Source organism: Ruegeria sp. BB10 (assembly GCF_056535725.1).
In genome coordinates, this window is the sequence record NZ_JBQFIW010000001.1 from 873486 (window position 1) to 894765 (window position 21280).

The 21280-nt window shown below is 56.1% G+C and carries 17 protein-coding genes and 3 tRNA genes; 9 read left to right on the forward strand and 11 right to left on the reverse strand.

Annotated elements, in window-relative coordinates; genetic code table 11:
- Positions 1 to 33: 33 nt before the first annotated feature.
- Both ACR3EP_RS04360 and ACR3EP_RS04365 read right to left on the reverse strand, forming a co-directional pair.
- Positions 34 to 312, reverse strand: coding sequence for an NfeD family protein (locus tag ACR3EP_RS04360; RefSeq protein WP_170348565.1), 279 nt, complete (start codon positions 310 to 312; stop codon positions 34 to 36).
- The gene (locus ACR3EP_RS04365) at positions 312 to 1202 is read right to left on the reverse strand and encodes an SPFH domain-containing protein (protein ID WP_170348566.1); all 891 of its coding nucleotides are present in this window, start codon (positions 1200 to 1202) and stop codon (positions 312 to 314) included. The genes ACR3EP_RS04360 and ACR3EP_RS04365 overlap by 1 nt, the downstream gene beginning before the upstream one ends.
- Before the next feature lie 174 nt (positions 1203 to 1376).
- Here ACR3EP_RS04365 and ACR3EP_RS04370 point away from each other — a divergent pair, with 174 nt between their 5' ends.
- From ACR3EP_RS04370 to lon, 4 genes are all read left to right on the forward strand, one after another.
- On the forward strand, positions 1377 to 2288 hold the full coding sequence (locus tag ACR3EP_RS04370) for a nucleoside hydrolase (RefSeq protein ID WP_480638996.1): 912 nt from the start codon (positions 1377 to 1379) through the stop codon (positions 2286 to 2288).
- A gap of 65 nt (positions 2289 to 2353) precedes the next feature.
- Positions 2354 to 3484: a tRNA guanosine(34) transglycosylase Tgt gene (gene tgt, locus ACR3EP_RS04375; protein ID WP_480636507.1), complete on the forward strand. Its 1131-nt coding sequence runs from the start codon at positions 2354 to 2356 to the stop codon at positions 3482 to 3484.
- Positions 3485 to 3572: 88 nt separating this feature from the next.
- Positions 3573 to 3986: a DUF6636 domain-containing protein gene (locus tag ACR3EP_RS04380; RefSeq protein WP_480636509.1), complete on the forward strand. Its 414-nt coding sequence runs from the start codon at positions 3573 to 3575 to the stop codon at positions 3984 to 3986.
- Positions 3987 to 4208: 222 nt separating this feature from the next.
- Entirely contained in the window at positions 4209 to 6617 is a 2409-nt protein-coding gene (lon, locus tag ACR3EP_RS04385) for an endopeptidase La (RefSeq protein WP_170358266.1), read from the forward strand.
- A gap of 32 nt (positions 6618 to 6649) precedes the next feature.
- On the opposite strand, the gene ACR3EP_RS04390 is transcribed toward lon, so the two are convergent.
- From ACR3EP_RS04390 to ACR3EP_RS04400, 3 genes are all read right to left on the reverse strand, one after another.
- Entirely contained in the window at positions 6650 to 8236 is a 1587-nt protein-coding gene (locus ACR3EP_RS04390; RefSeq protein ID WP_480636511.1) for an APC family permease, read from the reverse strand.
- A 128-nt stretch (positions 8237 to 8364) separates the two neighbouring features.
- Positions 8365 to 8439: transfer RNA gene (locus ACR3EP_RS04395), tRNA-Val, on the reverse strand.
- 125 nt (positions 8440 to 8564) lie between these two features.
- On the reverse strand, positions 8565 to 10496 hold the full coding sequence (locus ACR3EP_RS04400) for a M10 family metallopeptidase (protein ID WP_480636513.1): 1932 nt from the start codon (positions 10494 to 10496) through the stop codon (positions 8565 to 8567).
- Positions 10497 to 11051: 555 nt separating this feature from the next.
- On the opposite strand from ACR3EP_RS04400, the gene ACR3EP_RS04405 reads away from it, so the two are divergent.
- From ACR3EP_RS04405 to uvrA, 3 genes are all read left to right on the forward strand, one after another.
- Positions 11052 to 11128: transfer RNA gene (locus ACR3EP_RS04405), tRNA-Asp, on the forward strand.
- Between the two features lie 52 nt (positions 11129 to 11180).
- Positions 11181 to 11257, forward strand: a tRNA-Asp gene (locus ACR3EP_RS04410).
- A gap of 175 nt (positions 11258 to 11432) precedes the next feature.
- Complete coding sequence (uvrA, locus tag ACR3EP_RS04415; RefSeq protein WP_170505167.1) at positions 11433 to 14291, forward strand: excinuclease ABC subunit UvrA; 2859 nt, start codon at positions 11433 to 11435, stop codon at positions 14289 to 14291.
- Positions 14292 to 14302: 11 nt separating this feature from the next.
- Here the strand turns inward: uvrA and ACR3EP_RS04420 are convergent, their stop codons facing one another.
- The 5 genes from ACR3EP_RS04420 to ACR3EP_RS04440 form a co-directional block, all read right to left on the reverse strand.
- The gene (locus ACR3EP_RS04420) at positions 14303 to 14632 is read right to left on the reverse strand and encodes a hypothetical protein (RefSeq protein ID WP_480636515.1); all 330 of its coding nucleotides are present in this window, start codon (positions 14630 to 14632) and stop codon (positions 14303 to 14305) included.
- A gap of 97 nt (positions 14633 to 14729) precedes the next feature.
- Positions 14730 to 15602, reverse strand: coding sequence for a 3-hydroxyisobutyrate dehydrogenase (mmsB, locus tag ACR3EP_RS04425; protein WP_170393896.1), 873 nt, complete (start codon positions 15600 to 15602; stop codon positions 14730 to 14732).
- 3 nt (positions 15603 to 15605) lie between these two features.
- Entirely contained in the window at positions 15606 to 16646 is a 1041-nt protein-coding gene (locus ACR3EP_RS04430; protein ID WP_480636517.1) for an enoyl-CoA hydratase/isomerase family protein, read from the reverse strand.
- Positions 16647 to 16653: 7 nt separating this feature from the next.
- Positions 16654 to 17796 carry an acyl-CoA dehydrogenase family protein gene (locus ACR3EP_RS04435; RefSeq protein ID WP_480636519.1) on the reverse strand — a complete coding sequence of 381 codons (1143 nt, stop codon included), beginning with the start codon at positions 17794 to 17796 and terminating at the stop codon, positions 16654 to 16656.
- Between the two features lie 91 nt (positions 17797 to 17887).
- Entirely contained in the window at positions 17888 to 19003 is a 1116-nt protein-coding gene (locus ACR3EP_RS04440; protein WP_170513846.1) for a carboxylate-amine ligase, read from the reverse strand.
- 133 nt (positions 19004 to 19136) lie between these two features.
- Between ACR3EP_RS04440 and ACR3EP_RS04445 the strand changes: the two genes are divergently transcribed.
- Positions 19137 to 19988 (forward strand): class I SAM-dependent methyltransferase, encoded by an 852-nt coding sequence (locus tag ACR3EP_RS04445; RefSeq protein ID WP_170348578.1) that lies wholly within the window; start codon positions 19137 to 19139, stop codon positions 19986 to 19988.
- 60 nt (positions 19989 to 20048) lie between these two features.
- Complete coding sequence (locus ACR3EP_RS04450; RefSeq protein WP_170348579.1) at positions 20049 to 20525, forward strand: fasciclin domain-containing protein; 477 nt, start codon at positions 20049 to 20051, stop codon at positions 20523 to 20525.
- 49 nt (positions 20526 to 20574) lie between these two features.
- Here the strand turns inward: ACR3EP_RS04450 and ACR3EP_RS04455 are convergent, their stop codons facing one another.
- Positions 20575 to 21159 (reverse strand): L,D-transpeptidase, encoded by a 585-nt coding sequence (locus ACR3EP_RS04455; RefSeq protein ID WP_170349399.1) that lies wholly within the window; start codon positions 21157 to 21159, stop codon positions 20575 to 20577.
- Positions 21160 to 21280: the final 121 nt, after the last annotated feature.

Genomic DNA, 21280 nt, shown 5'->3' on the forward strand with positions numbered 1-21280 from the left:
GCAATGACGCCCCCTGAGGGGCGCCAGAAACTTTTAATCGTTAATGTCGTGCCGGAAGGTTTTCACCTGACCATGGGGCAGGGAATACACCCGGCGCAACACCAACCAGGCGATCAGCGACAGTGCCGCAAAGATCAACAGAAGGATTGGCAGAGACGGTGTGAGACCGGGGATAACCAGCAACACCCCTGTAACAGCGGCCCCAATCGCAAAGCCCAGAAAGATAAAGCCGGGTAGTACGATCTCAAGGATACCCAAGGCCAGCGCTCCGGCCAGCCATAGCCACCAGGTCAGCCAGAAGGGATCGGCCATTATTTTCCTCCTTTCAGCATCTTGAAGGCGTCGCCAAAAGCCTCCAGCGCATTGGCGGGCACAACGATCGTTTGCGAACCGGTGCCGTTGCCCAGGGCGTTCAGAGCCTCGACCTGCTTCAGGGCAACCTGATATTGCGCGGCTTCAATGCCGTTGTCCTGAATGGCCTTGGCGACCACGCCGGTTGCATAAGCTTCAGCCTCGGCCTGAATGCGGCGGGCCTTGGCGGTTTGCTCGGCGGCATACAGTTCGGCATCTGCCTGCAACTCGACCGAACGCTTTTGACCTTCGGCCTCGGTTACCTGCGCACGGCGGGCGCGTTCGGCGTTTAGCTGCTGCAGCATCGCGTCGCGGGTGGCCTGATCCAAATTCACATCCAGAATCTCGGCCCGGGTCACTTCGATACCCCAGTCATCCACGGCGGTTTCGACGCTTTCCTGAATGCGTTCGATCAGTTGTGCGCGGTTCGATTGGACCTCATCCAAGTCCATTTTACCGATTTCCGCCCGTACGATACCGGCCACAGTTGTCGCAATCGCACCGTCTACGTCACGGATACGATACACCGTCTTTTCCGGTTCGAGAATGCGATAAAACACCGAGGTGTCGATCTGCACAAGAACATTGTCTTTGGTAATCGCATCTTGGGTCGCGTTGGGCAACTGGCGTTCCAAAATAGATATCTTGTGACGTGCAACATCCAAAAAAGGAACGATAAAGTTGATGCCAGGGCCAAGCACCGAATGCAGGCGGCCAAACCGTTCGACCACGTATTTTTCCGATTGTGGGACGATTTTAATGCCCTTGAAAATGACAACGACGATCAGCACCGCCGCCAGCACGTAAATGATATTGGACGTCAGCAAGCCAATAATCTGGTCTTCGATCATATCTGTCCTCTTTTATTGTGTACTATGGTATACATGTGGGGATTGAGTCGCCCGATTTCAACTCTGGTATGGGGTGAACGGTCGCAGATGCAAATCTTTGAAGCTGCGGATGTGGGGTGGAAATTCAGGAATGTGACCGCTTTGCATCCCGTCTTGTTTGCGGTATCGGGCGCTATGAAACTGATCATTGATACAGACCCCGGCATCGACGATGCCATGGCCATCGCTTATGCCGCTGCCGCGCCCGAAATTGACCTGATCGGTCTGACGACGGTTTTCGGCAATACGCATATTCATCAATCCAGCCGCAATGCACGGTATTTGCTGGATAAACTTGGATTGGAAGTACCAGTGGCCGAAGGTGCGGCCTTTGCAGCGGGACAAAGTAGTCATGACCCCTCGGATCATGTGCATGGGCCTGAAGGTTTTGGCGATGTGACCGAGATTCCAGAGATTGGGGCCAATTATACGCTGACAGCAGCTGAGTTTTTGGTCGATATGGCGCGTGAACATAAGGACGAGTTAGTCGTTTGCGCAGTTGGTCCACTGACGAATGTCGCCGCTGCTATGCGTTTGGATCCGCAGTTTGCGACAAATATCAAACGGTTGGTGATCATGGGGGGCGCGGTTTACTGCCCCGGAAACGTCACTCAATTCGCCGAAGCCAACATCTATCACGACGCCCATGCTGCAGATGAGGTATTCGCTGCACCACCACAGACCGTATTGGTGGGTTTGGATGTAACGTTGAAAACCCTTTATGAAACCGCGGATTTCGAGGCGTTGGCGGGCCGATCACCGAATATGGGTGGGTTCCTGCGCGATATCTCTCGGTTCTATCTGAAGTTCTACAAAGAGGTTGGCGGGCTAGAGGGATGTGGGTTACACGACTCGACGGCTGTGATTGCCTGCACCCATGAACCAATGTTCGATATGGTCGAAACAGGGTTGCGCGTGGCGACCGAGGGGGCTGAAGTTGGCGCGACTCGTCCCGATCCTTCGCGACCTCCGGTTCGCGTGTGTCGGGATGTAGATGGGGCAGGGGTGGTGCATCTGTTTACCGAGCGCGTCGCCTCGCTTCCCTGACGGGTTGCATTGGACCGACAGATAGGGCAAATGCTGCCCGGTTCAGAGACCCCGAGGCACCCTCCATGACCGAGTGTTTTTCATTTGACCTAAAAGCCACCGATGGCAAGGCCAGAACCGGTGTGATTAACACGCCGCGGGGCGAAGTGCGCACGCCAGCCTTTATGCCCGTGGGCACCGCAGCGACGGTCAAGGCGATGATGCCGGAAAGTGTGCGGGCGACCGGGGCGGATATTCTGCTGGGCAACACCTATCACCTGATGCTGCGTCCCACGGCGGAACGTATTGACCGGTTGGGTGGGTTGCACAAATTCATGAACTGGGACCGGCCCATTCTGACGGACTCGGGTGGGTTTCAGGTCATGTCACTGGCCGGGCTGCGCAAACTGACCGAAAAGGGCGTGACGTTCAAATCCCATGTCGATGGATCCAAACACGAGCTGACGCCGGAACGGTCGATGGAGATTCAGCGCTTGCTGGGGTCTGACATTGTCATGTGTTTCGACGAATGCCCCGCCTTGCCTGCCGACCGCGACCGCATCGCCGAGTCGATGCGCCTGTCGATGCGTTGGGCCGAACGCTCACGCGAAGCCTTCGGGGATCGCCCTGGTCACGCGTTGTTCGGCATTATTCAAGGCGGTTTGGAACAGGACTTGCGCGAAGAAAGCGCTGAGGCCCTGAAAGCCATCGGTTTCGAAGGTTACGCAGTCGGTGGTCTGGCTGTGGGTGAGGGGCAGGAAGCGATGTTCGATTGCCTCGACTATGCGCCTGACTTCTTGCCCACCGATAAACCGCGTTATCTGATGGGGGTCGGCAAGCCGGACGACATCGTCGGCGCAGTTGCGCGTGGCATCGACATGATGGACTGCGTCTTGCCTTCACGTTCGGGGCGCACTGGCCAGGTGTTTACCCGTCATGGGGTTGTGAACATCAAGAACGCCCGTCACGCCGATGATCCGCGACCGCTGGATGAGGCATGCTCTTGCCCGGCCTGTTCGAACTATTCGCGGGCCTACCTTCATCACGTGTTCCGGTCTAACGAGATGATCTCGGGCATGCTGTTGACCTGGCACAACTTGCATTACTTTCAGGAAATCATGCAGGGCATGCGAGATGCCATTGCAGCCGGAACATTCGAGGCATGGCAGGCAGAGTTTCACGCACAGAGGGCGCAAGGCGATATCGAACCGCTGTAGCGCTGAACCCTAGATGACAGAACGCTGATTTTTTGGTAATCTACAAACTGATTAACCAAGAAATTTTCTGTTTTTGTTGGGGGTTACGATGCCTCGCCTATTTGGATTCTTATTTGTTCTATCTGCGATTGTGACGCCGGCTCATGCTGACGTCTGGACTTTTGAAACTCCGTCGGAAAACATCCAATGCTCGGTTGGACAAGAGCTGAACACCGCAGATATCTACTGCACCATCATTGAGCGCCGGGGTGATCCAGCCCTGCCGCGCCCGTCTAATTGCCAATCCGATTGGGGGCATGATTTCTTCATGGCAAATACCGGGCCGGTCGAAATGCTGTGCCGTCCTCTCAACCGTCATCGCGACGGATTTGATCGGGCCGAATATGGCGTGACTGGTAAATTCGGTGGATTTGTTTGCCATTCTTCGACAAAGGGTTTGGAGTGCAAAAATGAGGACGCGCACGGATTTTTTCTGTCTCGTGCAGTTCAAAGGGTGTTCTGACGCACGCATTCTAAGCCTTGTTGGCATGTTTTGTTAAATTCCGTGGATATGTTCGTTGGACGCCTTGCAGTCCGCTAAACCTCGGGCCATTCTGAATCGCGATACATGGCGGTAAGGTTGAAAAAGGGCGATGAGGCCCCACCTTTATCGTCCAAGACAGGAGATGGCCGAGCGTTGCCTGAACAGGGACCGGAGCCATCTTGCCAACGATAAGGATTGAGCATGCAAGAGCCCCTTAATTCCTCATACCCCGTACTTCCGCTGCGCGATATTGTGGTGTTCCCGCACATGATCGTACCGCTGTTCGTGGGTCGGGAAAAATCCGTCCGCGCTCTGGAAGAGGTGATGCAGGACGACAAACAGATTTTGCTGTCTAGCCAGATTGATCCGGGTGATGATGACCCGGCAGAAGACGGAATTTACCGCTCGGGTGTTCTGGCCAATGTTTTGCAGTTGCTGAAGCTGCCCGATGGTACCGTAAAGGTGCTGGTCGAAGGTCAAGCACGCGTGCAGATCACCGAGTTCCTTGAAAATGAAGAGTTTTTCGAGGCTCGCGCCGAATATCTGACTGAAATTCCGGGCGATGTCACCACGACCGAGGCGCTTCTGCGCACCGTTGCGGATGAGTTCGAGCGCTACGCAAAAGTGCGCAAAAACATCCCCGAAGAAGCCTTGACCGCCGTTGGTGAAACCGCCGAACCCGCCAAGCTGGCCGACCTTGTGTCAGGTCATTTGGGTATCGAGGTCGAGCAAAAGCAGGAACTGCTGGAAACCCTTTCTGTCAGCGAGCGGCTTGAGAAAGTCTATGGCCTGATGCAGGGTGAAATGTCGGTTCTGCAGGTCGAGAAAAAGATCAAGACGCGTGTCAAATCCCAGATGGAGAAGACGCAACGCGAGTATTATCTGAATGAGCAGATGAAGGCTATTCAGAAGGAGCTTGGCGACGGCGAGGACGGCAGTAATGAAGTCGCTGAGCTGGAAGCCAAGATCAACGAGACCAAGCTGTCGCAAGAGGCGCGTGAAAAGGCCGAAGGCGAGCTGAAAAAGCTGCGCAACATGAGCCCAATGTCGGCTGAGGCCACCGTTGTTCGTAACTATCTGGACTGGATTCTGTCACTGCCGTGGGGCACCAAATCCCGCGTCAAAAAGGATTTGGGCCGGGCGCAGGACATTCTGGATGCCGATCACTATGGCCTGGAAAAGGTCAAGGAACGGATCGTCGAATATCTGGCAGTTCAACAGCGATCGAAAAAGCTGAAGGGCCCGATCCTGTGCCTTGTCGGTCCTCCGGGTGTTGGTAAGACCAGCTTGGGTAAATCGGTTGCACGGGCAACGGGGCGCGAGTTCATACGCATCTCGCTGGGTGGCGTGCGCGACGAATCCGAGATTCGCGGCCACCGTCGGACCTATATCGGCTCGATGCCCGGCAAGATCATCCAGGCGCTGAAAAAGGCAAAAACTACGAACCCGCTCATCCTGCTCGACGAGATCGACAAGATGGGTCAGGACTTCCGTGGCGATCCGGCCTCGGCCATGCTTGAGGTGTTGGATCCTGAGCAAAACAGCACGTTCATGGACCATTACCTTGAGGTCGAATATGACTTGTCCAATGTGATGTTCCTGACCACGTCGAACAGTTACAACATGCCAGGGCCTCTGCTGGACCGGATGGAGATCATCCCGCTGGCCGGTTACACCGAAGAAGAAAAGAGCGAGATCGCCAAGCAGCACCTGATCAGCAAACAAGTGAAAAACCATGGTCTGAAAGCCAAGGAGTTTGAGCTGACGGATGAGGCGCTGCAAAAGATGATCCGCACTTACACTCGCGAAGCGGGCGTGCGGAACCTTGAGCGTGAGATCGCCAAGGTAGCGCGGAAATCGCTGACCAAGATCATCAAGAATGAGGCGGAAGAAGTCATTGTTACGCCTGACAATCTGGATGAATTCCTGGGCGTGCCGAAATTCCGTTATGGTCTGGCCGAACAGGATGATCAGGTCGGTGTGGTCACCGGTCTGGCGTGGACATCCGTAGGTGGCGACCTGCTGCATATCGAGGCGCTGAAACTGCCGGGTAAGGGTCGGATGAAGACCACCGGTAAGCTGGGCGATGTGATGAAAGAATCCATCGACGCGGCCTCGTCCTATGTGCGGTCAATCTCGCCTCAGATTGGGGTGAAGCCGCCGAAATTCGACACGTTGGATATTCACGTCCACGTGCCGGATGGTGCCACGCCCAAGGATGGCCCAAGCGCCGGTTTGGCGATGGTGACTTCGATCGTGTCTGTGCTGACCGGTATTCCGGTGCGCAAGGATATCGCGATGACGGGTGAGGTTTCACTGCGTGGTAACGCGATGCCGATTGGTGGTTTGAAGGAAAAACTGCTGGCGGCCCTGCGTGGTGGTATCAAGACCGTTCTGATCCCGGAAGAAAACGAGAAGGATCTGGCGGAAATTCCGGACAACGTGAAAGAAGGGTTGGAAATCATCCCGGTTACACATGTCTCGGAAGTTCTGAAACACGCGCTGATCCGCGAGCCTGAGCCTGTCGAATGGGATGAAGCTGCAGAAGAGGCCGCCGCAGCAGCAGCCAAGGCGGCCGAAGGTGCCAGCCCATCGGCAACAGCGCATTGAGCAGATCAAAGGCGGGGGAGACCCCGCCTTTTTTACAACCCGATGATGGGTTTTTTCGGGTCCAGAATCTCTTCTTCGTCGATGTATTCCTGGAACTTTTCCTGGGGCAGGGCAGAACGTACTGCCAACCCAAAGATCACAGCAGAAAACAACACGCACAGCGCAATATCCCACCCAAACGGGATTTGCTTCAGCGCGCCATCCCCGAACTGTCCGAGATATGAGATCAGGCCGACGCCCACCAGATAAGGGAGCAGCCATAGCGCTTCGGTCACGTCCATCTCATCCAACCGGTTGCGAAACCGCACCAGCAGCAGGGCCATCCCGAAGGCAAGGGCGATACCCAGACGCCAGACCGTGTCCCAACCGCTCCAATAAACAACAAGGGTTGCGATGGCGAAGGCCGAGACCGCAACCAGTTTCACGGCGGGGATGCGGATGGATCTGGGGCGATCTGGCATCAGATTGCGCAGGCACACGACGGCGATAGGGCCGACTGCAAAAGACAGCACGATGGCGGCGCCGTTCAAGGCGATGACAGTGGTAAAGGGAACCGTCAGCAGGAACAGGGTACCGATCAGGAAATTCAGTGCCAGTGCCCAAAGGGGCACTCCGAACGACGACAGCATCATCAGGCGTGACGGTAAAAATCCGTTTTTTGCTAAAGCCATAGCGATCCGCGCATTTGATCCGGTTGAGACAAGGCCATTGCCGAACGGACCGATGACCGATCCTATGTTCAGTACGCTCAGGAACCAGACAAACCCGACCGATATGATGACGCCGTCCAATGGGCCCTGACCGCCGAAACTCAGGCTGGCCCAACCGTTGCTCAGCATTTTCGAGTCGAGCGCACCGATAAAGGCGATTTGCAAGCCCACATAGATCAACGCGCAAAGCACGATGGACAGAATCAGTGCGGCAGGGATGGCGAATTTGGGGTTTCGAACCTCACCGGCCATATCAACCACATGACGAAAGCCGATGAAGGAGAAGATAACGCCTCCGGTCGAGACAGCAGCCATGATGCCTTGCAGCCCATAGGGTGCGAATCCATCTGGTTGAGTGAAGTTCTGAGTGTCGAATCGATTGGCGATCAACAAGGCGGCCAATACGATTGGAATTGCGATCTTGGCCCATGTCAGCGTCGCGTTCACCTGAGTGAAGAACTTGACGCCTAACGCGTTAACCGCGACGAACAGCAGCATGAAGAACAGCGCCACGGTGATGCCCGCGCCAGTCAGGTCACCTGCGTCTGCTGTGTGGAGCCAAGGGGCATAGGGGGCCAGGTACTTCAGCATCGCCTCGACCTCGATCGGGGCGGTGGTGTTATAGCCGATCCAGGCGGTCCAACCCATCGTCATCGAGACAATATTGCCGTGTGAAAACTGCGGCACCCGCGCGATGCCCCCTGGGATCGGCAGCATGGCCGATATTTCGGCGAAGGTGATTGCCAGAATGAACATGGCCGCGGCGCCAATGATCCATGAAAAGATGGCAGCAGGCCCTGCATGTTGCACCGCCAGCAACGGACCGAATAGCCACCCGGACCCAATGATTCCACCAACCGAGATGAAGGTTAGCCCAACGAGGCCGATGTCCCGCTTCAATCTGGCCACGTTCCCACTCCATCCCAAAGCGCCGCAAAATTATGCGGCCGTCCAAAACAGGATACGCAGCCCAGGAGAAATCTGGCAAGCATCCGTCAAGAAACGGAAATTTGGATGGTGCCTACCAATGAGAGGAATGGTGGGTGATAAGAGATTTGAACTCCTGACATCTTCGATGTGAACGAAGCGCTCTACCACTGAGCTAATCACCCATAAGCGCGCCTAATACAGAGTGTCCCGCAGGCTTGCAAGGGTGCCCGAAGGGTAAATTTTCTATGCTGCGGACACAAAAAAACAGGCAGCATAAACCTGCTGCCTGTTGATTTCGCATACAGCCTTACAGGATGAAGTCGTTCGCTGTCAGGTCATGCAGACCAGATAGCTTGATGACCATCTCAGGATCACTGTCATTGTCTGTGTCAACGTAAACCAGGGTCTGGTCGAATGCCGTGCCAGCGTTGTCCTGCTTGACGAAATAGATCTCACCTTCGTCGGACGATCCGATTGGGGTCGTGCCGTTGAAGACGAAAGCATCATCGCCAACAAGAACCGTGCTGGCGTCGATACCGCTCAGATCGATCTTGTCTTCGCCTTGTATGAAATCCGTGATCTTGTCGGCCAGAGACCCTTTGGTGCCGCTGTCGGTGATATCATTGAAAACAAACGTATCCGTTCCGATACCGCCGGTCATCGTATCCACGCCGGCGCCGCCGATGATCGTGTCGATCCCTTTGCCGCCGAAGATCGCATCATTGCCTAGACCACCGTCAATGATATCAGAGCCGTTGCCACCACGCAGTGTATCCCAACCATTGCCACCGGAAATCGTATCTTTGCCAACGCCACCCTGAAGCAGATCCGCGCCTTTCTGGCCGTCAAGCGTGTCGTTTCCATCGTTACCGATAAAGGTGTTTGCCAGATCATCGCCAGTAAGCTGATCGTCCTGCGCAGTTCCTACGGCGTTTTCGACCAAGGTGATCGTATCCATGCCGTATCCGGTATCCTGAGCGGTCGTAACCGACAGATCCACGGTCGCAGCAGATGAGCCGTTGAACGAGAGGGTATCAATCCCAAGGCCACCTGTGATGGTGTCGTTGCCATCGCTGTCTTTGATGATGAAGTTGTCCAAACCGTTGCCGCCGGTCAGGGTGTCGTTGCCTTGACCACCGATCAAGAAATCGTTTCCTTGGCCGCCTTTAATGGTGTCGTTGCCATTTCCGCCTGCAATCAGGTCATTGCCACCATTACCGACCATGAGATTTGCAACGTCGTTGCCATAAAGGAAGTCTCCGGCGTGGCCACCAGCAGCGTTTTCAATGACAACACCATTGGCGATCGTGAAGCCACCGCTGACCCCGGCCGCGTGCGACGGCGTTCCCCCAGCATCGTGACCTTCCAGATCAGCAGCCTTCAGGCTGATCCTCACGCTCTTCCAAAGGCCACTGGCTGAAATTGTATCAGTTCCACCCGTATCCCAGATCGCCTCCCAATAGGTGCCGGGAGCATTGGACCCTTTCAAAGAATAGACGTTGTTGCCCGTATTGTTTGACTTGGTTCCATAAATCGCTTGAAGTGCGGCGATGTCCAGTGCCATGGGCGAGGCCACGCCGCCGTAGTTGAACGAAGGCAGCGGTACAACCTGCGGGTAGCCAGAGTTATAGGACATGATCGTGTAGACGGCTTGGTTCTGACCATCGGTTCCATAGTCATCGAACGCCTGTGTCACACCGTCGAAGACGGTTGATTGTCCACCATTGTCATGCGGATGTGCAAGGCCGAGGCCATGCATGATCTCATGCACAATGGTTGCAAATCCTTCGCCGCCCTTTGCCAGCGCGGATTGGCTGAACAGAGGAGTATCGTATGCGAACCAGCCAAACAGGGTGTTGATACCAAACCCTTGCAGAATGGGATCGCTTCCGGGCACTTGGTGTGCGCCGAGGCCGCCATCAAGGGATTGGGTTGTAACTAGACCCCACGAGATGTTTTCGTAATAGGGCGTCCCCTGAGGCGATAGGAAATTGACCTCGACAAAATCAATCGGGATGTATTGTTCGATCACGGCCAGGGCTTGGCGGAACGCCTGTTTTTCATGGGGGAGAAAATCTACGAAGCCCTGAACCGACGAGTCCCCGAATGAATAGGTAATCGTGCCAGCCGGTCCTCCGTTATTTGTGCCAAGGTTCCAAGAGGTCCCCCAAATCAATCCGTCAACATATTCATGACCGGTTGGGCTGGCGCCCGGGTAATTCTGATTTGCAACTGACATTCCGCTATTTCCATCATTAACAACGCAACCGATAGGTCATCACAAATCATGACTTTTGATTGCGTTAAGCTTCCTTCCGATCTCGTAACCCGAGATTTTGTTATCCGCTGGGATACTTCACTTCGAGACTTGCCTGCGCAAGTTTGCCGACACGTATTTTTGATTTTGTGGGGGCAGTGTCGCCTCTTGCACACGCAATGTGGCTGAATAATGGCGGGGGTTTCAAGCCGCTCAAAAGGTCGTTTTGCTAGATACAGATATATCGAGGATTATGTTCGGGTTTTTCAGAAAGCATACAACCTATGAGTGCCTTTCGAAGGAATCGTTTGAAAGAAAAATCCTTGGATATTTCGACATTTCCAAATTTAAGAATCATTTTAGAGAAAGTGTGTTTGGGGTCTTGCGGTAGCTTCGGAAAGGTCTGGTTACGAAGAAGGTGTGTCGCGAAGCCCGGAAACAATTTCTGCCTTCTTTAAAAAAACTTCAAAACCCCGCTTGACGATGCCGGGGCGTGGCCATAATACACCCCAACGTTCAGCAACGAACGGGCAGCGGGCGGTTGTAGCTCAGTTGGTTAGAGTACCGGCCTGTCACGCCGGGGGTCGCGGGTTCGAGCCCCGTCAACCGCGCCATCGCTGCCAGCCTTTGATCCGGGTTAATGGATCGCACATAGACCCTAAATGCGCGGTTGTAGCTCAGTTGGTTAGAGTACCGGCCTGTCACGCCGGGGGTCGCGGGTTCGAGCCCCGTCAACCGCGCCATTTTCCTGAAATACCGAATATTCAATCAACCCCTTCCGGGGCACGCATCGGATCGGGGTCATACTGTCAGGAGATGTCGGCAATAATCCGATTGTTCACACTTTGTTCTAACTTTTCTATTGGAGACTCGGAGCCGCTCGCCTATTTCTAGGACACTTGTGTGTTGGGGGCCAAAATGGCTGAGCTGAAAAATATCGAGGTGCGCGGCGCGCGCGAGCATAACCTCAAGGGCATTGACGTGGATATTCCGCGCGATCAGCTGGTGGTGATCACCGGGTTGTCGGGTTCTGGCAAGTCGTCTTTGGCCTTTGATACGATTTATGCCGAAGGTCAGCGTCGCTATGTCGAAAGCCTGTCGGCTTATGCGCGTCAGTTCCTGGACATGATGGAAAAGCCGGATGTGGATCATATCAGCGGCCTTTCCCCGGCAATTTCGATTGAACAGAAAACCACGTCGAAAAACCCGCGTTCGACCGTTGGGACGGTGACCGAGATTTACGACTATATGCGTCTGTTATTTGCGCGCGCGGGGACACCCTATAGTCCGGCTACTGGGCAGCCCATCGAGGCACAGCAGGTGCAGGACATGGTCGACCGCATCATGACGATGGAGGAGGGCACGCGCGGCTATCTGCTGGCCCCCATTGTGCGGGACCGGAAGGGGGAGTACAAAAAGGAATTCCTCGAACTGCGCAAACAGGGTTTTCAGCGTGTGAAAGTTGATGGCGAGTTCTATGAGCTCGATGAGCCGCCCACGCTGGACAAGAAGTTCCGCCACGATATCGATGTCGTGGTCGACCGACTGGTTGTGCGCGAGGGGATGGAAACGCGTCTGGCCGACAGCCTGCGGACCGCTCTGGATCTGGCAGACGGGATCGCGGTTCTGGAAACCGCGCCGCGCGAAGGTGATCCTGAGCGGATTACCTTCAGTGAAAATTTTGCGTGCCCGGTCAGCGGCTTCACCATCCCCGAGATCGAGCCCCGCCTGTTTTCATTCAACGCGCCGTTCGGGGCCTGTCCGGACTGCGATGGCCTGGGGGTCGAGCTGTTCTTTGACGAAAGGCTTGTAGTGCCGGACCAGACGCTGAAACTCTATGATGGTGCCTTGGCCCCGTGGCGCAAAGGAAAGTCGCCCTATTTCCTGCAAACCATCGAAGCCATCGCGCGGCATTACGAATTCGACAAGAATACGCCTTGGAAAGACCTGCCGCCAAAGGTCCAACAGGTGTTTTTGCGCGGGTCTGGCGATGAGGAGATCCAGTTCCGTTATGACGAAGGCGGTCGGGTGTATCAGGTCACTCGCAGTTTCGAGGGCGTGATTCCCAATATGGAGCGCCGTTATCGCGAGACCGACAGCGCCTGGATTCGGGAAGAGTTCGAACGCTACCAGAACAACCGCCCCTGTGGGTCCTGCGAAGGGTATCGCCTGCGCCCCGAGGCTTTGGCCGTCAAGATCGCAGGTCTGCATGTGGGACAGGTTGTTCAGATGTCGATCAAAGAGGCTCTGGCGTGGGTCGAGGATGCTCCGAACCACCTGAGCGTTCAGAAGAACGAAATCGCGCGGGCGATTCTGAAAGAGATTCGCGAGCGGTTGGGTTTCTTGAATAACGTGGGTTTGGAATACCTTACGTTGTCCCGTTCAAGTGGAACACTGTCCGGGGGCGAAAGCCAGCGGATTCGTCTGGCCAGCCAGATCGGTTCCGGCCTGACCGGCGTTCTGTACGTGCTGGACGAGCCCTCAATCGGGCTGCACCAGCGGGACAACGACCGCCTTCTGGGCACGCTCAAGAACCTGCGCGATCAGGGCAACACGGTGATCGTCGTCGAACATGACGAAGAGGCAATCCGTGAGGCCGACTATGTGTTTGATATAGGACCTGGAGCCGGTGTTCATGGCGGACAGGTGGTCAGTAAGGGAACACCTGAACAGATCGCTTCAGATGCAGCCTCTATGACCGGTCAGTATTTGGCAGGCACACGGGAAATTGCCGTTCCAACAGAACGGCGCAAGGGGAATAAGAAAAAGGTCTCGGTGGTTAAGGCGACGGGCAACAACCTGAAGAACGTCACCGCCGATTTCCCGCTGGGTAAGTTTGTCTGCGTGACCGGAGTGTCGGGCGGTGGCAAATCGACATTGACGATTGAGACGTTGTTTAAAACCGCTTCGATGCGTCTGAACGGTGCGCGTCAGACCCCGGCACCCTGTGAGACAATCAAGGGACTGGAACATCTGGATAAGGTCATCGACATCGACCAGCGGCCTATCGGGCGGACTCCGCGTTCGAATCCAGCAACTTACACTGGGGCCTTCACCCCGATCCGCGACTGGTTCGCCGGTTTACCCGAAGCCAAGGCGCGTGGTTACAAGCCGGGTCGGTTCAGCTTTAACGTCAAGGGCGGCCGGTGCGAGGCCTGTCAAGGTGACGGCGTCATTAAGATCGAGATGCACTTTCTGCCCGATGTTTACGTAACCTGCGAAACCTGCAAGGGCGCGCGCTACAACCGCGAAACGCTTGAGATCAAGTTCAAGGGTAAGTCCATCGCCGATGTTCTTGATATGACAGTGGAAGATGCGCAAGAGTTCTTTAAGGCCGTGCCCTCGATCCGCGACAAGATGGATGCGCTGGCACGAGTCGGGCTTGGCTATATCAAGGTCGGTCAGCAGGCGACTACGCTGTCTGGTGGTGAGGCGCAGCGGGTGAAGCTGTCAAAGGAGTTGTCCAAGCGTTCAACCGGGCGGACTTTGTATATCCTGGACGAGCCGACCACCGGTCTTCATTTCGAAGACGTCCGTAAGCTGTTGGAAGTGCTGCATGAACTGGTCGATCAGGGCAATACGGTTGTGGTGATCGAACACAACCTGGACGTTGTGAAAACCGCCGACCACATCATTGATATCGGCCCCGAAGGTGGCGATGGTGGTGGTGAAATCGTCGCGACCGGCACGCCCGAGGATGTGGCTGCAGTGGAACGCAGCCATACGGGGCGGTATCTGAAGCAGATGCTTGAGGGCGCGCGTGTTGCTGCGGAATAGGGGGCTGATCCTCAGTTGAGGATGTCAGCCATCGCACCGATCAGGTTCAGCACTTTTCGTGTATCAGGATCGACGCGATAGACATAGTCACCTGCGCGGATGTAGCTGCCACGGTTCAGCCCATAGCGATACGGGTCGTTGATCCAGCGATAGTCGCGGTTGATGTAGTCGCCCGTGCGATAGAGGTTCTTAACCTGACCCGGCGGCACACACGGAACGGCTTTCTTGGCCAGTCCAGGAGGGCAATGCCCGGCTTTCCCTTTGCCGTTCCCGGCGTCGGCAAACCCAGCGCTGAGCGCGAGCGCGAGGATTGACGTGGAAATAGTTAAGACTCGCGACATCTAACTTCCCTCTGCAAACATGCCGTAGTTAAAGACAAATGGCCGTTGGTTCCTGTATGGTCAACCCCGTGGGCAAGAAGCCGCCCACGCAGCGCGCCTAACTACGACCGCGCTTTTCGAACCGCGGCAGCATGGCCGAGAAGTCCATGCCCAATCCCCCCTCAGACTCAACGAACTGTTCATAAAGCGCGGTTGCGGCCTGACCCATCGGCGTATCGGCATCCGAGCTTTCGGCGGCCTGTTGGCTTAGACGCAGGTCTTTCAGCATCAATTCAGCGGCGAAACCGGGTTGGTAATTGTTGTCTGCTGGGCTTTCCGGCCCCACGCCAGGCGCGGGACAATAGGCGTTCATGGTCCAGCTATAGCCCGAGGATGTGCTGACCACATCAAACATCTTTTGCCTGTCCAGGCCCAGTTTATCTGCCAGGGCAAAAGCTTCGCACGTGGCAATCATGGTGACACCGAGGATCATGTTATTGCAGATCTTGGCAGCCTGACCGGCGCCGGATTCACCGCAATGAACGGCTTTTTGACCCATGATATCGAACAGCGGCGCGGCTTTCGCAAATGCGGCATCGCTGCCACCTGCCATGAAAGTCAAAGTACCAGCCGCTGCGCCGCCGATCCCACCCGAAACAGGGGCATCTACCGCCAGAATTCCAGCCTGTTTTGCCTGATCCGCGACAGCGCGGGCGCTGTCGACATCGACGGTTGAACAATCTATCCACACAGAGCCGGATTGCATTGCAGGGATGATCTCATCCCCGACAGCGCGCAAGATTTTTCCGTTTGGCAGCATGGTGATGACGATATCGGCGTTTGCGGCAGCTTCGGCTCCCGAACCGGTCATGGCGACACCAGCGACACTGACCTCGGCCATGTCAAAACCAGTTACCTCATGCCCGGCCTTTGCCAGATTGGCGGCCATTGGATTGCCCATGTTGCCCAGACCGATAAACCCGATTTTCATCTCTCAAACCTCCTCAAATGTCAGCATGTCTTTGCCCAGTGGCTGCAGCATTTTCGACACCGCCACCGCTGGTACGGATTGGTCGGCAAACCGCCATTGTGGATTACGGTCCTTGTCGATGATCTGAGCGCGAATTCCTTCCAGAAAGTCGCCATGCTCCATCGCGCGGAACGTATAGCGGTATTCCAGTTCCAACGCCTTCCGCAGCGTCAGGCTGGGCCCCCGTAGGCGATGCAGCGCTTCGATCGTACAAGCCATCGACAGCGGCGAATTGCGGCCCATCAGCGTCAGCGCGTCCGCAGCGATTGCGTCGCTGGAATGGGTCAATGCGTTCAGGACATCGCCCAGGCTTTCCCCGGCGAATAGGGCTTCGATAACGGAGTGCTGTTGTTCCAACGTGCTTTCGGGCGGTGGCGTGGAGTGTTTTGCAATCAGTTCGGCATCACCCGAGGCCTCGAGCATCTCGATTAAGGCGGACCAATCCGATATCGGGATGAAGTGGTCGGCAAAACCCGCAAAGACAGCGTCTCCGGGGCCCATGCGATGACCGGTTGTGCCCAGGTATTCGCCTAGACGACCGGGGGCCAGCGCCAGCATCAATGTGCTGCCCACATCCGGCAAAAGCCCAATCGAACACTCCGGCAGAGCAATCTTCGAGCTTTCTCCAACGATCCGGTGGCTGCCATGGCATCCAATGCCCACGCCACCGCCCATGGTGAAACCCTGCAGAAAGCTGATGACCGGTTTGGGGTATTCGAAGATCAGCGCATTCAGGCGGTATTCATCGCGCCAGAAGGTACGTCCATAATCGAAATCCCCCTTGCTGCCTGACGCGTAAAGGTCGGCGATATCGCCGCCCGCACAAAAGGCCTTGTCGCCTTCGGCGTCCATGATGACCAGATCCACGGCATCATCTTCGCGCCAGTTGCGCAGGGCCGTGTCGATGGCCATGCACATATCATAGGTCATCGCGTTCAGGGCCTTTGGTCGGGTCAGTGTGATGCGCCCGGCGCGACCAGTGATGCGGATGTCGATGTCTGGCATGTGTTCCTCAGTGTTCGGCAAGCATTTGACGGGCGACAATGACCCGCATGATTTCATTGGTGCCTTCCAGAATCTGGTGAACGCGCAGATCGCGCACCAGTTTTTCGATGCCATAATCGGCCAGATAACCATAGCCACCATGCAATTGCAGGCATTGGTCGACAACTTTCGATCCAGTCTCGGTCACAAATTTCTTGGCCATGGCGCAAAACTTGGTGGCATCGGGCGTGCCCTGATCCAGCTTCCAGGCGGCCTGCCGCAGGAAGGTACGGGCGGCCTGCAGTTCGATCTCCATATCCGCCAGCCGGAATTGTAGCGCCTGAAACTGGTCGATCGATTGGCCGAATGCCTTGCGTTCAGACATGTATTGCAAGGTCATGTTGAGCCCGGACTGGGCAGCCCCCAGGGAACAAGAGGCGATATTGAGCCGCCCGCCATCCAGACCCTTCATCGCATATTTAAACCCATCCCCTTCGGTGCCCACCAGATTTCCGGCCGGGATGTGGCAGTCATCGAATTGCACCTGCGCTGTCGGCTGGCTTTTCCAACCCATCTTCTGTTCCAGCGCGCCAAAGCTGAGGCCCGGCGTGCCGTCCGCGACATAAACCGTTGAAATGCCCTTTGGCCCATCCTGGCCGGTGCGCACCATGCAGACATAGGCATCAGAATAACCACCACCCGAGATAAAGGCCTTGGTGCCGTTCAGCGTATACCCCTCATTCGTGCGATCCGCGCGGGTTTTCAGTGCAGCCGCGTCCGAGCCTGATCCGGGTTCCGTCAGGCAATAGCTGAGGATGGTATTGAGGCTTAGCACATCCGGCATGATGCGGGATTTCAGATCGTCGCTTCCGAAACTGTCCAACATTTTGGCGCACATGTTGTGGATCGACAGAAAGGCCGCGACGGAAGGGCAAGCCATTGACAGCGCTTCGAACACCAATGTCGCGTCCAGACGTGTAAGGCCGGACCCGCCGCCGTCTTCCGAGACATAAAGACCGCCGAACCCCAACTCGCCAATTTGCGGCCAAAGGTCTTTGGGGATGGTTCCGTCAGCCTCCCACTGGCGTGCGTTAGGGGCGATGTTGTCCTGCCCGAAATCATACGCCATGTCGAAGATTGCGGTTTGCTCTTCTGTCAGTGCGAAATCCAAGGCTTGCCTCCCACGCTGCCGAATGAATTGAACGACTGTTTATTTCCGAATTCTTACAGAAATTTTGCACGGCCAGCAATCGGCAGGGGCACTAAAGATCGTGATGAAATTCTTCGATCAGGTGCTGCACGACGGCTTTGCCGGGATCATCGCCGCGTGCTGCAGCTTCGGCATGGACGCGGCGCTGTCGGGTGGCCGACGTGCCGGTCTGTGCGATTTGCTGCAGGCGCGCCAGCTCGGTCATGGTGCCCAGTGCCTCGGCGTCTTCGGCCAGCATTCCCATCAGTTCACCCATCAGCTCGGGCATGGGTTTGATGGAACGGTCGCCAAAGTCGATCAAGCCTTCGCCCACGCCATAGCGCTGAGCGCGCCAACGGTTTTCACTGATCAGGAACTGATCGTAATGCCGCCAACGCAGATTGCGATCCTTCAGGCGGCACAGCATGCGGGTCAGCGCTTGGGCCAGGGCGGCCAGCGACAATGTGTGCTCCAACCGTGGTTGCACATCCATGATCCGTGTTTCCAGAGTTGGAAATCGGTGTGACGGGCGCAGGTCCCACCAAATCTTTGTCGTGTCCTCGATCACGCCCAACTCGACCAGAATGCCGGTGGTGCGTTCATAATCCGACCAACTGGCCAGAACCGGTGGCAACCCTGTGCGTGGCAGGTTGTCAAACACGGTCAGGCGGTAGGAGGAAAGGCCAGTATCCTCTCCGTTCCAATAGGGAGACGACGTCGACAGGGCCAACAGATGTGGCAGGAAGTAGGACAGCTGAGGCATCAGGTCGGCCCGCAGGGCAGGGTCTTCGACACCGACATGAACGTGCATCCCGCAGATCAACATGCGTCGGGCAACGCCACCAAGGGCATGTTGCAGCGCGTCATAGCGATCCTTGCGGGTATGGTGCTGTTTCTTCCAGTCGGCAAACGGGTGGCAGGACACGGCAATTGGCGCGAGGTTGTATTCAGCCGCCCGATCCGCAACGCATGAGCGCAGGCGTTTCAAATCTTCTCGGGCCGATTTGATCGTCGAATGGGGCCGGGTGCCGACCTCAATCTGGCATTGCAGGAATTCGGGGCTAACTTGTCCTTCGAAATCCGCCTGACAGGCTTCCATCAGTGCCGTGGGCGCTTGGGCAAGTTGAAAGCTGTCGCGATCGACCAGCAGATACTCTTCTTCTATGCCCAGCGTGAATTCCTGCTGCATGGCGACCCTCGTACTACTAATCCGACCAGTGAATACGGAAATTTCTGTTTTGCCAAGCGTTTGGGGTGGCTCATCTTGCACAAGCCCGGCCCGCACGGGTATGGAACACGCGAACCGCAAATTGGAGCCGTCCGTGAAACCCAGAAAATTCCCACAGATCAATGCAGCCCTTGATGAGTTGGGGGTGAAGCTCGTCGATAAGGTCACAGAACTGGACGAGCGTGCGCGGCTTGAGGCGTTTGAAAGGGCAGGCGGATTGACCCGCCCGGCCTATGCCTTGTCGCCGGGGATGGAGGGATTTGATATCACCGAGCTGGTTGCAGAATATGGTCAGCACGCTGCCGCACTGGAGGCGTTGAAAGACCCTGCGCGCAATCAAACCGGCTATCGCCAGGGCAATGGATATTACGACAGCCCAGATGCTGACGCCTTGTACCTGATGGTCCGGCGGTTCGCACCCAAACGCGTGATTGAGGTCGGCTGCGGCAATTCAACCCGCGTCACCCGGCAGGCCGTCATCGACGGCGGTTTTGATACGCAGATCATTGCGATTGATCCGTATCCACGGGCGGATATCGCGCATGTCGTCGATCACTTTGAACAGAAGCGGCTGGAAGAGGTCGATCCGGCGCTGTTCGATCAGCTTGAAGCAGGTGACGTTCTGTTCATCGATTCCAGCCACGTCGTACGGATGAGCAACGACGTGGCACATCTGTTCTGCCGCATCATTCCCGCGCTAAAGCCGGGTGTGGTGATTCACGTACATGATGTTTTTCTGCCCTTCGAGTACCCCAAGCGGTTCTTCTATGATTGCCCCGGATGGGGAGAGCAGTACATCCTACATGCTTTGTTGCAATCTGGCGCGTATTCATTGCTTTGGCCGGGGTACTTCCTGCAACAGGATCGTCCTGATGCGGTTGAAGCATTGCCGTTTCTCAAAGACGGGCGCGCGCAGAGTATCTGGGTTCAAATCAAAGAAAAGTGATCCGGGCTGGCTGAACCTCCGTAACCCTTTTCATAACAAGCTGGAGAGGAGATAACAGCCATGTTTCGCCGCACATTCATGGGCGCCGCCGCCGCACTTGCACTTGCACTGCCCGTCAAGGCACAAGCTGCCGACATCGTGGACACCGCCGTTTCGGCCGGATCGTTCAACACTCTGGTCGCCGCTGTGCAGGCCGCAGGTCTGGTTGACACGTTAAAAGGTGATGGACCGTTCACCGTTTTTGCACCCACAGACGAAGCTTTTGCCGCGTTGCCTGAAGGCACGGTTGAAACGCTGCTGTTGCCGGAAAATAAGGATCAACTGGTCGAGATTTTGACCTATCACGTAGTCCCGGCCAAGGTGATGTCAGGTGATATTGCCGGCAAACGCGCCAAGGTTCGCACGGTACAGGGCGACCAGCTGAGCGTGAACGCCAAAAAAGGCGTCAAGGTCAATGATGCCAAAGTTGTGCAGGCCGACATCGAAGCCAGCAATGGCGTGATTCATGTAATCGATGCGGTGATCCTGCCGGAATAACGACCCCGCTAAGTAGAAAGCCCCGGTCCTGTTGGCCGGGGCTTTTTTGTCAAACCAATCTGACCTGAGTTCCAACCTGGACCAGAGGGTACAGTTCCTCAACGTGCTGGTTGTAAAGGCCGATACACCCTGACGAGCTTTGGCGGCCAATCTTGCGCGTGTCATGGGTGCCATGCACCAGATAAGCGGGCCAGCCCAGATACATGGCGCGAGTCCCCAACGGGTTGCCGGGATCGCCACCTTCCATGCGTACGGGCAGGGACGGATCACGTTCACGCATAGACGCGGTTGGAGTCCAGCTTGGATTTTCAGTCTTGCGCTTGACCTCGGTATAGCCGCGCTTGGTAAGCTCTTCGCTCATCGGAACTGAGCTGGGGTACAGCTTATACGTTCCGTCCGGTCCCCAGTAATGCACTGCTCGGCTGGTGATATCGGCCAGCAGGCAGCCGACACCCAGCTCATCGAAGTGATCCTGCCAGTTCTGCTGTGAGAACGATGATACATTGCGGCGTACTGGCAATTGCGTGCTGATGGCCTCTTCATCCACCGGGAAGGCATCAGAGCTTTGAGCGCGCACCAAGGCGGGCGTCGCCAAAAGAGAAGCTGCGCCCAACAGGGCAGAGCGGCGGGTCATGTACGGATTTGACAAAGCGGCCTCCGGTATTCGTACTGCTCGAAACTAGGAAATTGGCAACAAACTATTGTCGGCTTAGTTGCTTTTCCAGTGGCAGAGCTGTGAATTTATCGTGAAGCCC